The organism is Bradyrhizobium sp. HKCCYLRH3059 (assembly GCF_051168035.1).
In the GTDB taxonomy this organism is placed as follows: Bacteria; Pseudomonadota; Alphaproteobacteria; order Rhizobiales; family Xanthobacteraceae; genus Bradyrhizobium.
Map to the genome: position 1 here is coordinate 388,329 of NZ_JBNPUF010000006.1, position 17,724 is coordinate 406,052.

Consider the following 17,724-nt stretch of genomic DNA (forward strand, 5'->3'; position numbering starts at 1 on the left):
CCTGCCCGGACTGGGAAGATCGTATCCGGAACGGCCGTTCTCTGATGCCGAGTCTGCCGCTATTCGCCGACGAGGCGGCAATGGGCTTGGCGTTCTTCGATGAACTGCGGCTGCCGGACGTGAAGGGCAATCCGCGGCTCGGCGATGCGGCGGGGCAGTGGTTTCGCGATCTGGTCCGCGCTGTGTTCGGCTCCTGGGATCCCGTCAACCGGGTCCGCATGATCCGCGACTTCTTCGCGCTCGTCCCGAAAGGTTCGTCGAAGACGACTTATTCGGCGGCGCTGATGCTGGTCGCGATGCTGATGAACTTCCGGCCCCGCGGGACCGCGCTGTTTCTTGGCGAGACACAGGCCGTTGCCGATCGCGCCTATGAGCAGGCGGTCGGCATGATCGAGGAATCGCCGGACCTGCGGCGCCGCTTCAAGCCGCGCGACTACGACAAAACGATCGAGGATCTCGTCACCAAGTCCGAGATCATGATTGCGAGCTTCGACCTGAAGATCCTCACCGGCGCGATGGCGCTGATCTTCGTGTTACTCGATGAGCTGCATCTGCTTGGCAAGCGAGCCCACACCTCGCGTGTGCTGCGCCAGATCCGCGGCGGCCTCGACAAGACGGAGGAGGGCGTTTTGGTCATCACCACGACTCAGAGCGACGAGGCGCCCGCCGGCGCATTTAAGAGCGAGCTGAAATTCGTTCGGAACGTCCGCGACGGTCTTTACCGAGGCAAGATCATCCGTCCGACACTGCCGCTGCTCTACGAGCTGCCCCGCGACATCGCGACATTGACGCGCGAGGAGCGCAAGCACGGCGTCGTGCCGCGCTGGATGGACCCCGCCGTCTGGCCGATGGTGATGCCGAACATCAATCGCCCGATCACGGTGGCGTCGATGCTGGCTGATTTCGCCAGCGAGCGCGAGAAGGGCCCGGACGCCGTCAGCGTCTGGGCCTCGCAGCATCTCAATATCGAGATCGGCACGGGCACCAACGACGACGGCTGGAGCGGTGCCGATCTCTGGGACGCGCAGGGCGACGAGACGCTCGACCTCGAGGCGCTGCTGGCGCGCTGCGAGGTGGTCACCATTGGCGTCGACGGTGGCGGCCGTGACGATCTGCTCGGCCTGGCGGTGCTCGGCCGCGAGACCGGTACGCGCCACTGGCTATCGTGGTGCTACGGCTGGGCGGATCCGATCGTGCTGGAGCGGCGCAAGGATATCGCCGCGTATCTCGACGACTTCGTGAAGGAAGGCTCGTTCCAGATCGTCGCGGTCGCCGAGGCGCTTGCCGAGCTGACCAGTCTGGTCGCGCGCGTCCAGGCGTCCGGCCTGCTGCCGCAGAAGAACGCCGTTGGCATCGATCCGAACCGCGCCGCGGCGCTGTTCGAAGCGCTGTTTGCCGGCGGCATCACTGAGGACATGGTCCGCCGGCTGCTGCAGGGGCCAGCATTGGCGCCTGCGGTCTACGGCCTCGACCTGAAGCTCTCCGATGCGACCTATTTTCATGCCGACCAGGCGCTCATGACGTGGGTGGTGGGCAATGCCAAGGTCGAGCAGCGCGGCAACGCCGACATGATCACCAAGCAGGTTGCTGGCCGGGCCAAGATCGATCCGCTGATCGCGTTGCTGCAGGCCACGATCCTGATGAGCTGGAATCCTCAAGCCGGTCTGCTGGTGACTGGCTCCGACGTCGCGGAGATGGTGTAGTGGGGATTTTGTCCGGCCTCGGGTGGGCGCTGCGCGGCATGGCCAGTGCTGTCGATGGCGCGATGGATCATCGCGATGTCTGGGGTGAGAATTGGTGGGGCGGCGGCTATCCGACGATCGCAGGCGTCATCGTCAACGATGAGCGTGTATCGCAGCTCGCTTCCGTGCAGTCCGTGCGGCAGGGGCTGTCCTCGGCAATGTCATCGCTGCCGGTGTCGGTGTTCCGCAAGGGTGCGAACGGTGCGCGAGAGGCACTTCCGCAGCATCCTATCTCCAGGCTGCTCGGTTGCCGGCCGAATGCCCGGCAAACGCCGGCCGAATTCATCGGCGAACTGGCCTGGCATGTGTCCTACTACCGCAACGGCTATTGCCGGATCATCCCTGGAGATCCCGGCGGCGATGACTATGCAGCCGGCGCGCTGGAGATCCTGCATCCGCGCCGCTTCGCCAAGCTGGAGCGCGGAGCCGACGGGCACCTCTACTACACGTTCAATCCGCCGCGCACGATCGTGCAGGGAGCCCAGATCGCGACCGAGACCTATCGCGATGACGAGATCTGGCACATCAGAGGCAATCCGCTGCAGGAGGAAGGGCTGCTCGGTGAACCGATCTGGGCAACAGCCAGGCAGGTGTTCGCCCGCGCCATCGCGGTGCATGAGTATGGCGACATCTGGTTCGCCAATAACGGCCAGTCGGGCGGCCTGATCAAGCACCCGGGCACCTTCAAGGACAAGGCCGATCGCGATCAGTTCCTCGACAATTGGCGCTCGATGGGCACCGGCCGTAACCGGCATCGCGACCGGCTGCTGACCCATGGCGTCGATTACACGCCGATCAAGGTCACCAATGCCGAGGCGCAACTTCTCGAGACCGAGAAGGCCAGCGACATCGACGTGTTCGGGCTGTGGTCCTATCCTCCGCATCTTGGCGGCCGCCTCGATCGCGCGACCTTCTCGAACATTGAGCAGCAGTCGCTCAATTTCGTCGTCTACTGCCTGGCCCCGCTGGCTATCGCGATCGAGCAGGGCGCCGAACGCGACTTTCTCGACGCGAACTCGAACGATGAGCTGTTCATCGAATTCAACTTCGCCGGACTACTGCGCGGCGACCTACTGAATCGCTATCGCGCCTATCTGATCGGCCGCCAGGGAGAATGGCTGTCCGCCAACGACATCCGCCGTTTCGAGAACATGTCGCCGCGAGCCGACGAGGGCGGAGACGACTACAAGAATCCGATGACCAAGAGTGGCAAGCCCGGCGAGGGCGACGGGGCCGATGGCAACGACGGCGACGGCTCCGACAACGAAGAGAAGCCCAGCAAGGATTGAGCCCCATGGCCAAGGACAAGCACCTGCAGAAGGTCATTGCGCAGATCTCGGCGATCGACCCGGTCGTGGCGCTCGACCTGGAGGCGCTGACCGGCTGCCTCGCGCGGGCCGTTGCCCGTGAGGAGCAGCGTGCGGCAGCCACCGCGAGCGTCCCGACACAGCCGAGCAAGATCGCGTTGATTTCCGTTTCTGGTCCGCTGACGCCGCGTGGCAGCTGGTACGGCTCCTCGCTGGCGCAGATCGCGGCGCAGGTCTCGCGCGCAGCTGCCGATTCCGACGTCGCGGGCATTATCCTCGACGTCGACAGCCCAGGCGGCACGGTTGCCGGTACGGCGGAGGCGGCGGCAGCGGTTGCCGAGGCCGCGCAAAAGAAGCCGTGCATTGCCTGCGTCAACACGCTGGCGGCCTCGGCGGCCTATTGGATCGCCTCGCAAGCCTCCGAGATCGTGATGATGCCTTCGGCCGACGTCGGCTCGATCGGGGCGATGGTGATGCATGTCGACTACTCAAAGGCGCTGGAGGAGGCCGGCATCACGGTGACGATGATCCGGTCGGAACAGTCCCCGAAGAAAAACGAGGCCCATCCGTTCGGACCGTTGTCGGATGAGGCGCGGGCGAATCTGCAGTCGCGCGTCAACGATGCCGGCGCCGAGTTCATCCGATCCGTCGCATCAGGGCGACGGGTGACGCAGGCTAAGGTGAAGGATGAGTTCGGCCAGGGCCGCATGTTCGGCGCGCGCGATGCCGTGGCGCGAGGCATGGCCGATCGTGTCGCCACGCTCGACCAGGTCATCACCGGCATGGTCTCGCGCGTTCCAGTGAGGTCGGCATCGCGGCGCCGCTCGGCGCTCGTTTTTGACTGATGGTTCATGATAGCTCTGGCGCGGAGTGCGGGGGCTAGCCCTTTCTCCACGCCGCCTGCCTGAACTTGTGCTGGTCCATCAATTGGATGTAGTCCCAAACGATTGAGATCATGTTGCCTGGATCGCCTTCAATCAGGCCGGCCAAGGATTTTCTGACCTTTGGGTCTTCTCCAGTCTCCTCGCGCGTGAAGGCGACGTAATCTTGCCATTGAGACCATCGGTCGCTGTGGTCGTTGCCACGAGCATTTTGCCACGGCTTCATCCGAAGGATTGCTTTTCGGACTTCCCACGCCGCCAAGTCCGCGGCCTGAAGCGCAGGCACGTCTCGCGAGGTGGCTGGAGGGGGTAGCCAAGTTGCTGTGATGCGATCGCACAAACCGAGTTCCGCAATGGTATGCCCCTGCAAATACGAGCGGGCCACGGCCAGTTTGGATTCGACCTTTTCGATCCGGTCGAAAACCACCGTGATTGGCACGGTGTCGTATTTCAGAGCAACATTCGCCAGGCATGCGTGGGCGGCAAGCGGGTACGGCTCCAAGCCTGCGCCTGTCTCCTCGTTGAATCGCTCAAGATCCTTCAACCAGACGGTGGACGAGACCTTGTACAGTCCAGCCCTTCGGATCGCGGCGACAAGGTCCTTGAAGAAGGCCGCTCGCTCTTCTTCGTGCTCGTTGGCGGGCAACCATTTCGCAAACGGCCCGGTTGGGCTCGCCATCTCCTTCATGTGGAAATACGGAACCTTGTGCCGTACCAGCGCATCCGTCCAAAGCTCGTTGAAAAAATCCCACTGGTTCGCATAGCCGACATACCCGGCGACGGTCCAAACGTCGTCGGGCGACTGACTGTCATCAAAATGACCGCTCACCGGCGCGACCAAACGAGCCTCCGCTGCCTCGGTGGTAAGGCGAGACGGTCGATAATAGCAGGTCTGCGTCCAGCCAGCATCAGGTGAGCAGGTTCGAGTCCTGCTCTTTCCCCCAGTTTGGTTGCTCCGCCCGCGTCCGCCCGGACAGCGGGACCAAGGGCCTCTGTCTCTGTCCGGGCGCTCTTACATCCCTCACAACAGGAGTTGCGGTCCCATGAAGGATCTCAAGAAACTGCGCGCGTCCCGTGCCGACAAGGCAAAGCTCGGAAAAGGCAAGGTCGATCGCCTCAATGTTCTGCTCGACAAGTCCGATCTGACCGAGGCCGAGCAGGCCGAGCTGACCAAGCTTGAGGGCGAGGTCGACGCGCTGGAAATCGAGGTCAAGCAGCTCGATGCCGAGATCGCGGCCGAGGAAAAGAAGGCCCAGCGCGCTCGTCTGTTCGGTGCCCAGGCGGCCGGCGGACCCGCGCTCGCGACGGTCGTCAACGACAGCGATCCGGCGCGAACCGGCGGTTTCCGGAACCTCGCTGAGTTTGCGGTGGCCGTGCGCAATTTCCAAGTCTCGGGCGTTGCCGATCCGCGCATCACGGGCGCTGCTTCCGGCTATCAGCAGAACCAGGGATCGTCGGGTGAGGGTGTCCTGGTCCCGACCGAATGGCGCGAGCAGATCTGGGCGCTGGTGTTTGCCGACAACGACCTGCTCGGCTTCTGCAATCCGGAGCCGACGCAGGGCAACACGGTCGGCATCGTCAAGGATGAGACCACGCCCTGGGGGGCGGCCGGCGTCCAGGCGGCCTGGCGCTCGGAAGGCACGCAGATGATCGCCAGCAAGGCTGCGCTGACGCCCACCATCCTGCAGCTGCACGAGCTGTATGCGTTCGTGCTCGCGACCAACGAGGTGCTCGACGACGCGCCGCGGCTGCAGAACCGCATCACCGTGCAGGCCGCACGCGCGCTGCGCTGGAAGCTGTTCGAAGCCGTGTGCTTCGGTGACGGCAACGGCAAGCCGCTCGGCTTCATGAAGTCGAACGCGCTGGTGACCGTGGCGGCGGAAGGCGGCCAGTCGGCGGGAACGATCGTGACCGCCAACATCCTCAAGATGATGGCGCGTCTGTTCGAAATGCCCGGCGGCAACCCGATGTGGCTGGCCAACCGCGACACCATCCCCCAGCTCGGCACCATGACGATCGGAAACAATGCAGCCTATCTGCCGATCAACCAGGCGCTGACCGGCTCGCCGTTCAAGAACATCCTGGCCGGCGATCCGTTGCTGTTCAACGAGCACTGCCAGACCGTCGGCACCACCGGCGACATCGTGCTGGCCGATCTCTCCGGCTACGCGCTGGCGACGAAGCAAGGCGGCGGCATCGACTTTGCGGCTTCGATCCATCTGTTCTTCGACCAGAACCTGACCGCGTTCCGCTGGATCATTCGCGCCGGCGGCCAACCGTATCTGTCGGCGCCGGTCGCGCCGGCCAAGGGCAACAACACCAAGTCGCACTTCGTGGCGCTCGCCAGCCGCTAGTTCGTGGCCGGCGCTCAGATCAATATCCGGCGCCGGCCAACGGCCGAAAATCCCTCTCACACTGAAACCAGGAGCAGACCGCAATGTCCGGACCCGCATTGAAGCCGTCGCAGCGTGCCGGCATCGTCGGATTCATCAGCCCAGTGTCGCAAGCCGCGGGCACCGTCACCTCGGCGTGGATGGATGTCACGACCTTCCACAATTACATGGTCATTCTCAAATCCGGCGTACTCGGCGCGGCGGCGACCGTCGATGCCAAGCTGCAACAGGCAACCGACAATGCCGGCACCGGCGCCAAGGACATCACCGGCAAGGCGATCACGCAGCTGGTGAAGGCGTCGAACGACAACAATCAGCTGACGATCGACCTTAAGCAGGAAGACACCGACTTCAACAACGGCTTCAAGTGGTTTCGCGTGTCGGTAACGGTCGGTACCGCAGCGTCGCTGGTCGATGCGACCGTGCTTGGCTTCGATCCGCGGTTCGGCTTCGGAACGGACAACGATTTGGCGACCGTGGTGCAGAACGTCTGAGACCTGACAGGCCAGCTCGGCGGGTCAGCCCGCCGAGCAAGAGATTGAAGGGCGATAGACGCTCATGCTCCGCATCACGGCAGCACCACAATCCGATCCGGTCTCGCTTGAGGAAGCGAAGGCGCATCTGCGCGTCGACTTCGAGGATGACAACGACCTGATCACGGGCTTCATCGCCGCCGCCACCCTGATGGCGCAAAGCGTGGTGCAGCGGCGTTTCGTGATGCAGACGCTGGAATGGCCGGTGCTGTCCTGGCACCGCCTGGTCGACGGCCTGCCGATCGCGCCCGTGGCCAAGGGTGATGTCATCAGCATCACCTATACCGGCCTCGACAACGTCGCGGCAACGCTCGCGGCCGATCAGTACGTGGTGCAGACCAAGGGGCCGACGGTCCGTATCGTCCCGCCGCTCGGCGTGATCTGGCCGATCGTCAATCCACGCGCGGCAGAGCCGATCGTCATCGAATTTCGGGCAGGCGAGGCGGTCGACAAGGTCGCGGCCAACGTCAAGGCCGCCATCAAGATGATTGTTGGCCATCTCTACGAGAACCGCGAGAGCGTCGTCGCCTCGGCCCGTGCAGCCGCAATCGAGCTGCCGCAAGGCGCGCAGGCGCTGCTGTTGAGCGAGACCTGGGAGTAGGGCGGATGTCCGGCGGTGCGCTGCGCTATCTCCTGGCTTTCGACCGCCGCCGCGGCGTCGACGATGGGGCCGGCGCGGTCGAAAGCGAGTTCGTCGAGCAGTTCCAGATACAGGCGGAGCTGCAGCCGCGCTTTGCCGGCGAAGCCGTGCAGCAGGCGCGGCTGCAAGGGCAGTCGACCTTCACCGTCGTGGTGCGCTCGTGCCGCGACACGCGCGCCGTTGGCACCGATTGGCGCGCCCGCGATGTCCGCAGCGCCGCAGATCCCGATGCGCAGACCGTGTTCGCGATCCTGTCCGGCCCGATCGATATCGAGGGCAAGAACCGCTATCTGGAATTCCTCATGCAGACCGGCAAGGCGCCATGACGACGATGGCCGATCCGACGCTTGCGGTCCAGGCAGCCGTGGTGCGCGTGCTGCGAAGCGCCGCGACAGCGGCAGGTAGCAGCATCTTCTGCCCGGTGCCGATGGGAGCGGAGTTTCCTTATGTCTCGATCGGGCAGATCCAGGTGATCAACGAGCGTTTTGAAGGGCTCGAAGGCGCGTTGATCCATCTCACGCTGCACGCCTGGTCGCGCAGCGAAAGCCGCGTCGAGGCCCGGACCCTGGCAGCGCAGATCGTCGCTGCGCTCGATGGCGCCGAAGGCGTGCTCACGGGGCCGGATCTCCAGCTCAACAGCTGCATGTTCGAAAACGCGCTCCATCTCGACGATCCCGACGGCAAGACCGCCCATGCGGTCCTGACGTTTCAACTCCTCACCGACTGATCTCCCCTCACGCTGCAGAAGGACTCCTCGACCATGTCGACGACCATGACCTCCGTCATCAAGGCCTCGATCAACGTCGTCAGCAAGAAGGCGCTCGATGGCCGCGACGCCGTCGATCGCATTCCGGACCTGGCCGACATCGTGCTGTCCTATGGGGCCGGCTACGGCAAGGCTGATATGTCGTTCTCGGACGATCGCGCGCTGTCGGTCTCGACCTCCGAGAATCTCGATCTCTACGGCGCGTTGCTCGACGCCTTCGGTCAGACCATCAATGCCGGCAAGGTCAAGGCGATCCTGATCGACAATCAGGAGGCATCGTCGGGCACGCTGACCGTCGGCGCCGCGGCGACCAATACCTTCAACGGTCCGTTCTCTGGCGCCACGTCGTCGATCGACATCAAGCCTGGTGACCGCGCTGTGTTCGTGAGCCGTACCGGCTGGCCGGTAACGGCGGCGACCGGGGACATCCTCAAGGTCGCCTGCGGCGCGCAGGGCTCCGCCGTCTATCGCATCACGCTGGTGATGTCGTCGTCCTGATCGGGCGCCGTCGCCGTTCCTGACTCCCTTTCACTTCGGAGCTATCGTCCATGGCCAAGGCTCAAACGCTTCCGTTCTCCAAGTTTCTGGTCTCGCTCGGCGATGGCAACTCGCCGGAGGTATTCTCGGCGCCGTGCGGGCTGAACTCGCGCAGCTACAACCGCACTGCGGCGACCAACGAGACCAACGTCCCGGATTGCGACGATCCCGACGCGCCGTCTTGGCTCGATCGCGACATCGTCTCGATGTCGGCTGCGATCTCCGGCGCCGGCGTCGTCGCCGACGAGGACTTCGACACCTGGGAATTGTGGTTCAATTCGGGGGCGACCAAGAACATCAAGGTGCAGCTCGGCACCCGGGTGTCTGTCGGGCCCTACAAGTGCACCAAGCTCAACATCACTGGACAGCGCGGCAGCCGCACGACCTTCGACGTCACTCTCGACAGCGACGGCGAGATCGCGCCGCTGGCAACGCCGTAGCATTGGCCCTCATCGCCGGGCTTGACCCGGCGATCCATCATCTTCGCGACGGATGGATGCCCGGGTCAAGCCCGGGCATGACGAATGGAGAGGACGACGGCTATGGGCTCCAACAACGCATCCTTGCGCAACTTCAAGGCTGCCAATGCCGATCTGGTCAAGAACGTGCGCAAGAACTTCCATGAGCTGGCGCTTGCGCAGGGGGCGGAGCTCGTCGGCGACATCCGGGGCGCGATCGAGCACAATGTGACCGGCACGCTGCAGGCCAGCGTGCGGTTCGAGGACCGGACCAATGCTGATGGCAGCCGCGTGACCGTGCTGGTGATGGCCGGCGGCCCGACCACGATGAAGGACGGTTTCGACTACGCGCTGGCGGAGGAGTTCGGCACCACCCGGCAGGCGCCGAAGCCGTTCTTCTATCACACCGCCCGGTTCTACCGCATGGGCGGCCTGCCGCAGTACCGCGAGACGCTGGAAGAGACGATCAAGGAAAACGAGATCGTGCGCCGGACGATGCAGAACAACAACTACATCATGAGCCCCGGCCGGCACAACGAGGTCGTTGTTTCGGTCGGGCACCGCGGCGCTGCCAAGGTGCAGACGACGTACGAGGGCAGGCAGGTCACATGAGCGCAGATGGTGGCATCACCCTGTTCTGGGGCGACGACGAGCATCGTTTCCGGCTCGCGATCGGCGAATTCCGGGAGCTGCAGGAATGCATCAACTTGCGCCGGCTCAAGATCGGCGCCGGCATCGTCGGGCCGATGAGCCTGCTCAATGCCTTGCGCACCTCCGACGCCTGGCCGGATGATGTCCGCGACATCCTCCGGCTCGGCCTGGTCGGCGGCGGCATGGCGCCGAAGGATGCGCATCGGCTGCTCAGGATCTACTTCGACGACGTCGACCGCTATCCGCCGCTGACACATATGCGGCCGGCGTTCCTGATCCTCACGGCCGGGTTTACGGGTCCGATCGAGGCCAAGAGTGACGATGCGCAAAAAAAAAGCGCGGAGGGGATGACGACGGCGACCCCGGCGCCGCCATCGACTTCGGACGCATCTACGGCACCGGCGCAGCCCTAGGCTTCGCGCCCGATCAGGTCGACCGCTGCTCGTTCTGGCAGCTCGGCGTGTGTGTCGACGGCTTCAACAAGGCGAATGGCGGCGAGGACAAGATCGAGCCTCCGACCGACGCCGAATTCGACGCTCTCCTGGAAAGCGCATGACCGATCTCGTCGTCCAGCTCGGCGCCAGGCTCGACCAGTTCGCGGCCGACATGAACAAGGCCGGCGACCTAGCCGACGGTGCCATCAGCCGCATCGAAGGCGCGTTCTCGAGCCTCAATCCCGGGCTCGGCGGGCTGGCTTCGCTCGGCACGGTGATTGCCGGCGCAACGGGCTCTCTCGGCGCCATGCTGGCCGGGCTGAAGGCGGTCAATTCCGAGCTCGCCAACATCGGCAAGGAAGCCGACTACGTCGGGCAGACGACCGAGCGTTTCCAGCAGATCAAGTTCGGCGCCACGCAAGGCGGCGTGTCGTCGTCGGATGCGAGCACCGACCTCAAGCACGTTGCCGACCTCTTGGCCGATGCGAAGAACAACGAAAACTCGCTGACCAAGATCCTTGACGCCAACAACATCAGGTATCGCGATCGCAACGGTGCGATCATGGACATGAACGGTTTTCTCAAGGCCGCAGGCGAGCTGATCGGCCGCTTCGATTCCATCCCCGACAAGACCAAGGCAGCCCAGATGCTCGGCCTGTCCGCGGGGTGGGTTGATGCGCTGAAGGGGGGGCCGGCGGCGTTCGAGGCCATCGCGTCGAGCGCTAACGCGGCCGGCGTCGTCATCGACGGCCAGACCATCGCCAAGGCACGAAATTTCGACGAGGCCTGGAAGAAGTCGGCCGATCAGCTCGGCCTGCAGTTCAAGGCGGTGACAGCCGACGTCGCGTCCTGGCTGGACGATCTCGTCGACCGTGCGGCCAAGCTGATGGACGGCATCAATCGCGCCAGCAACATCCAGCCCGGGTCGGGACAGGGCACCTTCGACGCGGTCGCGGATTCCCTCGACATCCTGCGCAAGGATGCCGCAGGCCTGCCGCAGGACTTCGAGCAGCTCAACCGCGTGATCGAGCACTACAAGTCGTTGAGCGCCGAAAAGCAGGATCCTGCCCTGCTCGCCGGCCTTGAGGAGATGCGCGACAAGGCGCAGCAGGCGGCCAACGCACTGCGCGGCGTCGAGTTGCTGAAGTCGGCGGCAGCCTTCCCCGAAGGCGTCCCGACGCCGCAGGCGCGGCCTGCCGCAGCGAACGAGAAGACCGGGACAGGCGTCATTCCATCGCGCAAGACGGAAAGCACCGGCCGCGATCAGTTCGATATCACGGTCGACCAGATCACCAAGCGCACGGCCACGCTGAAAGCGGATACGGCCGCGGTGTTCCAGAACAATGCTGCCCAGGCGCAGTTCCGGGCGGAGTTTCAGGAGCTGACCGCGATCATGCGCGACCACGGTGAGGTCACGCAGGAGCAGATCGACAAGTATGAGGCGCTGCGCGGGTCGATGTCGGCGCAGCAGGCGCTGGAGGCCTCCGGCATCATGCTGACGAAGGAACACAAGGACGCGTTCCTGGCCTCGTCGCAGGCCATCGCAGGTGCAACCAGCGCGTATGATGCCGCTGCCGAGAAGCTCCGCGCGATGAACAGCGCGTCGTCGCAGGTCGGCTCGGCTCTATCGAGTGCCTTTGCCGATGCGATCGTCGAGGGCAAGAGCTTGAACGATGTGTTGTCGAGCCTGATCAAGACCTTGGAGAAGTCCATCATCAATTCGACGTTCAGCTCGATGTTCAACGCTCCGGCATCCGGCGGATTATCTCCGTTCGCTTCGCTGCTGAAGGGCATCATTCCTGGCTTTGCCAGCGGCACCGACGATGCGCCGGGTGGCCTTGCGATGGTGGGCGAGAACGGACCGGAGCTGGTCAACCTGCCCAAGGGATCGCAGGTGATCCCGAACGTGGGCATGCGCGCGGGATCTGGCACCAGCGGCGGCATCACCATCAACAACTACTCGGAAGCGCGAGTTTCAGCGCGGCAGGAGCCGGGTGGCGATACCACGATCACGATCCGCAAGGTGGTCGACCAGGCCATCGGCGAGTCCCTGGCATCGGGGTCTGGCCGGCGTGTGCTGGCCGGCAATTACGGCGTGAAGCCGTTCACTGGACAATAGGCATGACCGTTCCCGCGTGGCCTGACGGCGTGCGGTATGCACCCGACCTCAACTCCGTCCCAGAGATCAGCAGGTTTCTGCCGCCGCTGGAGACGGAGATGGGCGGCGGCAACACACGCCGGCGGGCGCGCCCCGGCGACAATGTCGGCGCGATCTCACAGACCATCGTCATGCCGCGTGCCGAGTTCGCGATCTTCGTCGATTGGGTGAAAACCACACTCAACAACGGCACGTCGCGCTTCTCCATGCCGGTCTGGTTGGGAAACGGCTTTGAGGTGAAAGTCTGCCAATTCACCAAGGGGGGGCTGACCGAGAAGCCGACCGGCACGCGCTCCGTCGCCGTCACCATGTCCCTGCGCATCTACGGTCTTTGATCAATGCCGACCCACAGCGAAGCGCTGCTCGAGGCCTATGCGTCGTGTCCGCCGTCGGCGCGCGTCTACATTACCTTGGAGATCTGGCAATCGTCGTTCGACGCGCCGGCGCGCGTTGTCGCCAATGTCGCTGACGACATGACGTTCGGTATCGAGCCTGGCGCGGCACACAATGCCGGGGAGACCGTGGCCTTCATCGCCTGTCCGTTCACGGCTGAATATCCCGAGCAGCGCGAAGGACAGCCGCCGTCGAGTCAGATCACGATCGACAACGTCGCGCGCGAGCTGGCGCCGAAGATCCGCGCCGCGCAGGCCGTGCGCGAGTACATCACGGTGATCTATCGCGAGTATCTCGGTTCCGACCTGACCGAGCCGGCCTATGGCCCTGTCGAGTTCGAGCTGCGCACCGTCGAGATGACCGGGACCAAGCTGACCGGCACGGTCATGGTCAAGAACCTGATGAACAGGCGCTTTCCGAAGCGCGACAAGAACTACGACTATCAGCAGTTTCCGAGCCTGCTGCCATGAGCTCAGCCGCACGCCGCGCTGAATTCCTCAGCCCCCTGATTGGCGAGCCCTGGTCCTGGCAGACCCGCAACTGCTGGGAATTCGCGGCGCATGTCCAGCGCGAGCTGTTCGGCCGTGCGCTGCCCAGCGTCGCTGTCCCGGACGAGCCGAAATGGCGCTGGATGATTGCCGAGATCGGCCGCAATCCGGAGCGCGCCAGGTGGCGCGAAATGGAGCAGGGGCCGCATGGCCTGATCACGGCCGCCGACGGCGCGTTGGTGCTGATGGGGCGGTTCGCCGGCGCCGGGCACATCGGCGTCTGGCTCGCGGCCGAGCGCAAGGTGATCCACTGCGACCGCCGCAACGGCGTGTGCTGCGAGGACGTCCAGTCACTGAGGTCTCAGGGCTGGATCAGCATCTCGTTCTGGGAACCGAAAGGCTGATGGCAAGGCGCACGAAGATCAGCGAAGGCGCAGCCTGCGCCGCCTATGTTCGCGACGTCAGCCGCGGGCCGGCGCGCGGCCGCGCGCGGTCACGCGATAGGCGGTCGCGCGCGCCGGCGGCAGTGATGCGACCCGTCGTGCATTTGGTGATGCCGGGCCTCGAGGTCGCCAGCGCCGTGCCGCGCCCGCGTGAGACCGTGGCGGCCTTCCTGCGCCGCACCGGCTGGGCGCGCCGCGACAGCCGGCACGGCTGGCAGTTCGCGCGCGGCCTGCCGACCATCCTCGAGGTCAATGGCGAGGCGGTGCTGCGCGCCGATTGGCGCCGGCGCCGCATCGGCGCGGCCGATGCCGTGCGCTTCCTGTCGTTCCCGCGCGGCGGTGGCGGCGGCGGCCGCAATCAGGGCAAGAGCGTCATCGGCCTGGTCGCGCTGATCGCGGTCGCGGCGTTCGCGACCTTCATCACCGGCGGCGGCGCCGCGGCGCTGCTTGGCGCCTCGTTCGGCGCCGGGACGTTTGGTGCGGCGGCGCTGGGGGCTGCGATCGGCCTCGGCGGCTCGCTGCTGATCAACGCGCTGACGGCGCCGAAGGCCGGCGCCACCAACACGCCACAGGCGACGCAGGACCAGATCTATTCGGTCGCCGCGCAGGGCAACACCGCCCGGCTCGGCCAGCCGCTGCCGGTGTGGTACGGCCGGCTCAAGCGCTATCCGGAGTTCGCCGCGACGCCCTGGGGCGAGTTCGTCGCCAACGATCAATATTTGAATGTGCTGCTGGCGACGACGATGGGCAGCCTCGAGCCGGAAGCGCTCTATATCGACGACACGCTGCTCTGGCATGCCGGCACCGGCATCGAGCCCGGCTTCGACTGCCAGCTCGCGTTCTATGAGCCCGGCCAGACCGTCACCTTGTTTCCGGTCAATGTCGACCAGTCGGCGGAGGTCTCCGGCCAGCAGCTCCCATCGGGCTCGGGCACGTCAGGCGGCTTCTACGGCCCGGCCGGCGTCCATTTCCCGCCGTTCGGCCGCTCGCCCGGCGCCTGGCTCGGCGGCTTCGCGGCCAACCCGGCCGGCACGGACGCACAGGCGATCGCGATCGACTTCGTGTTTCCGTCCGGCTGCTACACCTACAACAAGGACGACGGCAACATCGGCTATTCGACCGTGGGCCTCACCGCTGAATATGCCCCCTGCGACGATCTGGGCATCGCGACCGGTCCTTACGTCACGCTGTTCGCGATCGAGCGCTCCTATGCCGCGCAGTCGCCGATCCGCGACAGCGTCAAGGTCAACGTCACGCCCGGCCGCTATCTCGTCCGCTTCCGCCGCGAGGATGCCGAGCTCTCCGGCCAGGACGGCAACAATGCCGTGATCTGGGCCGGCCTGCGCACCTTCCTCGCCGGCGCCAATTCCTTCGCCGACGTCTCGACGGTGGCGCTGCGCATCAAGGCCTCGCAGTCGACGCAAGGCAGCTACAAGTTCGGCGTGCTCGGCACGCGCAAGCTCCCGGTGTGGACGGGCGCTACCTTCGCCACCCAGGCGACGCGCAACCCCGGCTGGGCGTTCCTCGACGCTGTCGTCAACGCGACCTACGGCTCGGGGCTATCAATCTCCAAGGTCGACTTCAACGCCGTGGTCGCCTTTGCCGCCGGCTGCGCCAGCCGCGGCGACCAGTTCGACTACCGCTTCGACACCGCGGTCGCGGTGCCCGAGGCGCTCGACAAGATCCTGACGCCGGCGCGCGCCCGCCATTTCTGGCTCGGCGACACCGTCTCGATCGTGCGCGACGAATGGCGCGACGTGCCGTCGCTGCTCCTGACCGACCGGGAGGTGGTCCGGGATTCCACCTCGATCGGCTTCCAGATGCTCGGCGACGAGGATCCCGACGCTGTCACCATCGAGTATGTCGACGAGCAGACCTGGCTGCCGGCCTCGGTGCAGTATCCGCCGGACGATCTCACCTTCACGGCGACGTTTCCGGAGGTGCGCCGCATCGACGGCATCGTGACCCGCGCGCAGGCGTTTCGCGAGGCCGCGTTCTACTACCTCGCCTCGATCTATCGGCGGGAGACGCCGAGCGTCCGTGTCGAGTATGAGGGCCGCGCGATCACGCTCGGCTCGGTGCTGCGGCTGCAGTCCGAGCTGCCGGAGGCCTACGGCCAGGGCGGCGCCGTGACCTCGGTCGCGGTCCGCACCTTGACGCTCGACCCGGCGCCCGTCTGGGGCACCGGGCCGTACTATATCCGCCTGCGCCGTCCGAACGGCACATGGTTCGGCCCGGTGGTGGCGACGCAGGGCGCGGACGCGAGCCTTGCCGTGCTCGACGCGGCGAGCCTGGCGAGCGCGGAGACGGCGCAGTCGACGACCTTGTCGGCCGTGCTGGCGCGCGCCGATGGGGCCGAGGATCCGTCGTTCGAGTTCGGCAACGGCACGTCGTCGTCGAAGCTCTGCGTTGTGCTCAACGGCACGCCCTCGGGCGAATATGCCACGCTCTCGCTGGTCGTGGACGACGAGCGCGTGCATGCGACCGACCTCGGCAGCCCGCCGCTGCTGCCGGTCGGGCAGTTCCCGGCCAACGACAAGGTGCCGCTGATCGTCGGCCTCAATGCCAATTTCGGCCAGGGCGCGATCGAGCCGAAGCTGTCGGCGTCGTGGTTTCCGGCGGCCGGCGCGCTCTACTACATCGCCGACGTCTCCTATGACGACGGCGTGCACTGGCAGCAGGTCTATGAGGGCCAGGACAACCAGTTCTCGGCGGTGGTCTCGCTCGCCGCGGTGAAGCTGCGGGTGCAGGCGGTCAATACCGCTGTGCGCGGGCCGTACTCGACCGTCGACGTGGTGGCGCCGACCATCGCGGCGATCCCGCAATCGGTGGCGCTGACCTCGCTGATCGCGGGCCTGCAATTCCAGGTCACGACCCTGCAGGACGAGATCAAGGCGGCGGTCGACGACGTGACGCAGCGGATCGCGGCGATCAGCTCCAACCAGGATGCGCGCAACTGGGTCGACAAGAAGCAGATCCGCACCCAGCTGTTCGCGATGGCCGGCGACGCCAAGGCCCAGATCGAGACCTTGCAGCAGGCGATGGTCGATCAGGAGCTGGCGTTTGCCAGCTATCAGGCGGAGGTCTCGGCGACGTTCGGCCCGGCATTCTCGTCCGCGAGCACGGTGTCGACGGCGATCGCGCAGCTCGACGGCTACGCCGCGGCGTCGTGGGGCGTGACGCTCACCGTCAACGGCGCCATCTCCGGCATCCGGCTGGTCAACGGCAGCAACTCGGGCAGTGTCCTCAACTTCCTCGCCGACCGCGTCCAGATCTCGCTGCCCTCGGTCAATGGCGGCGTGCCCTACAGCCTGTTCACGACCGGCGTGGTCGGCGCGACGCCCTCGGTCGTCATCAACGGCAACCTGTTGGCCAACGGCACGATCACGGCGCCGATGATCCAGGCCGGCGCCGTCCAGGCCGTGCACATCCAGGCTGGCTCGATCTCGACGACGCAACTGGCCGTCAACGGCGTCGACCTGCCGAACATCATCGACGGCGCGGTGTCCTCGACCCAGGTGTTCGCGACGCCGGCCAAGACCGACGACTTCTCCGACTTCCTCAATATCACCACGGTCATCAAGTCGGGCAAGGCGACCGTGGCCTATGAGTCGCAATGGGCGAACGGCTCGTTCAACTATGGCGGCTCGCGGCCGTTCTCGCAGATCGACCTGCTGGTCGACAATGTCGTCGTGAAGTCGTGGAGCTGGATCCACATGCTCAACCCATTCGGCGGCGGCTCGCCGGTGTTCGAGCTGTATGCCCCGGTCGGGATCCGCTGGTCTGTCGAGAGCCTTGCCAACGGCGCGCATAATTTCCGGATGCGGGTGGTCTCGACCGGCGCGCGGTTCTCGCTGGCCGGCGGCCAGGTCTACATCACCGATTTCCGCAGGTAGATCA

18 protein-coding genes are annotated in these 17,724 nt (G+C 65.5%); 17 read left to right on the forward strand and 1 reads right to left on the reverse strand.

Features of this window, described 5'->3' with window-relative positions; genetic code table 11:
- Window positions 1-44: 44 nt before the first annotated feature.
- The 3 genes from ACQR13_RS20965 to ACQR13_RS20975 are packed head-to-tail and all read left to right on the forward strand — an operon-like array spanning window position 45 to window position 3,894.
- The gene (locus ACQR13_RS20965) at window positions 45-1,703 is read left to right on the forward strand and encodes a terminase large subunit (RefSeq protein ID WP_434863167.1); all 1,659 of its coding nucleotides are present in this window, start codon (window positions 45-47) and stop codon (window positions 1,701-1,703) included.
- Window positions 1,703-3,031, forward strand: coding sequence for a phage portal protein (locus tag ACQR13_RS20970; protein WP_434863168.1), 1,329 nt, complete (start codon window positions 1,703-1,705; stop codon window positions 3,029-3,031). Before ACQR13_RS20965 ends, ACQR13_RS20970 begins: the two co-directional genes overlap by 1 nt.
- A 5-nt stretch (window positions 3,032-3,036) precedes the next feature.
- A complete protein-coding gene (locus tag ACQR13_RS20975; RefSeq protein ID WP_434863169.1) occupies window positions 3,037-3,894 on the forward strand; it encodes a S49 family peptidase in 858 nt (285 codons plus the stop codon).
- A 34-nt stretch (window positions 3,895-3,928) separates the two neighbouring features.
- Here the strand turns inward: ACQR13_RS20975 and ACQR13_RS20980 are convergent, their stop codons facing one another.
- A complete protein-coding gene (locus tag ACQR13_RS20980; RefSeq protein ID WP_434863170.1) occupies window positions 3,929-4,771 on the reverse strand; it encodes a hypothetical protein in 843 nt (280 codons plus the stop codon).
- A gap of 202 nt (window positions 4,772-4,973) precedes the next feature.
- Here ACQR13_RS20980 and ACQR13_RS20985 point away from each other — a divergent pair, with 202 nt between their 5' ends.
- From ACQR13_RS20985 to ACQR13_RS21050, 14 genes are all read left to right on the forward strand, one after another.
- Window positions 4,974-6,284, forward strand: a complete 1,311-nt coding sequence (locus tag ACQR13_RS20985; RefSeq protein ID WP_434863171.1) for a phage major capsid protein — start codon at window positions 4,974-4,976, stop codon at window positions 6,282-6,284.
- 83 nt (window positions 6,285-6,367) lie between these two features.
- Entirely contained in the window at window positions 6,368-6,817 is a 450-nt protein-coding gene (locus tag ACQR13_RS20990) for a hypothetical protein (protein ID WP_434863172.1), read from the forward strand.
- A gap of 64 nt (window positions 6,818-6,881) precedes the next feature.
- The gene (locus tag ACQR13_RS20995) at window positions 6,882-7,457 is read left to right on the forward strand and encodes a head-tail connector protein (RefSeq protein WP_434863173.1); all 576 of its coding nucleotides are present in this window, start codon (window positions 6,882-6,884) and stop codon (window positions 7,455-7,457) included.
- Between the two features lie 5 nt (window positions 7,458-7,462).
- Window positions 7,463-7,822: a phage head completion protein gene (locus ACQR13_RS21000; RefSeq protein WP_434863174.1), complete on the forward strand. Its 360-nt coding sequence runs from the start codon at window positions 7,463-7,465 to the stop codon at window positions 7,820-7,822.
- A complete protein-coding gene (locus tag ACQR13_RS21005) occupies window positions 7,819-8,223 on the forward strand; it encodes a DUF3168 domain-containing protein (RefSeq protein WP_434863175.1) in 405 nt (134 codons plus the stop codon). The genes ACQR13_RS21000 and ACQR13_RS21005 overlap by 4 nt, the downstream gene beginning before the upstream one ends.
- A gap of 33 nt (window positions 8,224-8,256) precedes the next feature.
- The gene (locus ACQR13_RS21010; protein ID WP_434863176.1) at window positions 8,257-8,760 is read left to right on the forward strand and encodes a hypothetical protein; all 504 of its coding nucleotides are present in this window, start codon (window positions 8,257-8,259) and stop codon (window positions 8,758-8,760) included.
- 50 nt (window positions 8,761-8,810) lie between these two features.
- Entirely contained in the window at window positions 8,811-9,239 is a 429-nt protein-coding gene (locus tag ACQR13_RS21015; RefSeq protein WP_434863177.1) for a phage tail tube protein, read from the forward strand.
- Window positions 9,240-9,341: 102 nt separating this feature from the next.
- Window positions 9,342-9,869 carry an HK97-gp10 family putative phage morphogenesis protein gene (locus ACQR13_RS21020; RefSeq protein ID WP_434863178.1) on the forward strand — a complete coding sequence of 176 codons (528 nt, stop codon included), beginning with the start codon at window positions 9,342-9,344 and terminating at the stop codon, window positions 9,867-9,869.
- Window positions 9,866-10,321 carry a gene transfer agent family protein gene (locus tag ACQR13_RS21025; RefSeq protein ID WP_434863179.1) on the forward strand — a complete coding sequence of 152 codons (456 nt, stop codon included), beginning with the start codon at window positions 9,866-9,868 and terminating at the stop codon, window positions 10,319-10,321. Before ACQR13_RS21020 ends, ACQR13_RS21025 begins: the two co-directional genes overlap by 4 nt.
- 139 nt (window positions 10,322-10,460) lie before the next feature.
- On the forward strand, window positions 10,461-12,461 hold the full coding sequence (locus tag ACQR13_RS21030) for a hypothetical protein (protein WP_434863180.1): 2,001 nt from the start codon (window positions 10,461-10,463) through the stop codon (window positions 12,459-12,461).
- Between the two features lie 2 nt (window positions 12,462-12,463).
- Window positions 12,464-12,835: a hypothetical protein gene (locus ACQR13_RS21035; RefSeq protein ID WP_434863181.1), complete on the forward strand. Its 372-nt coding sequence runs from the start codon at window positions 12,464-12,466 to the stop codon at window positions 12,833-12,835.
- Between the two features lie 3 nt (window positions 12,836-12,838).
- Window positions 12,839-13,363 carry a DUF1833 family protein gene (locus ACQR13_RS21040; protein ID WP_434863182.1) on the forward strand — a complete coding sequence of 175 codons (525 nt, stop codon included), beginning with the start codon at window positions 12,839-12,841 and terminating at the stop codon, window positions 13,361-13,363.
- Complete coding sequence (locus tag ACQR13_RS21045; protein ID WP_434863183.1) at window positions 13,360-13,785, forward strand: hypothetical protein; 426 nt, start codon at window positions 13,360-13,362, stop codon at window positions 13,783-13,785. The genes ACQR13_RS21040 and ACQR13_RS21045 overlap by 4 nt, the downstream gene beginning before the upstream one ends.
- Window positions 13,785-17,720, forward strand: a complete 3,936-nt coding sequence (locus tag ACQR13_RS21050) for a host specificity factor TipJ family phage tail protein (protein ID WP_434863184.1) — start codon at window positions 13,785-13,787, stop codon at window positions 17,718-17,720. Before ACQR13_RS21045 ends, ACQR13_RS21050 begins: the two co-directional genes overlap by 1 nt.
- The last annotated feature ends 4 nt before the right edge of the window (window positions 17,721-17,724 follow it).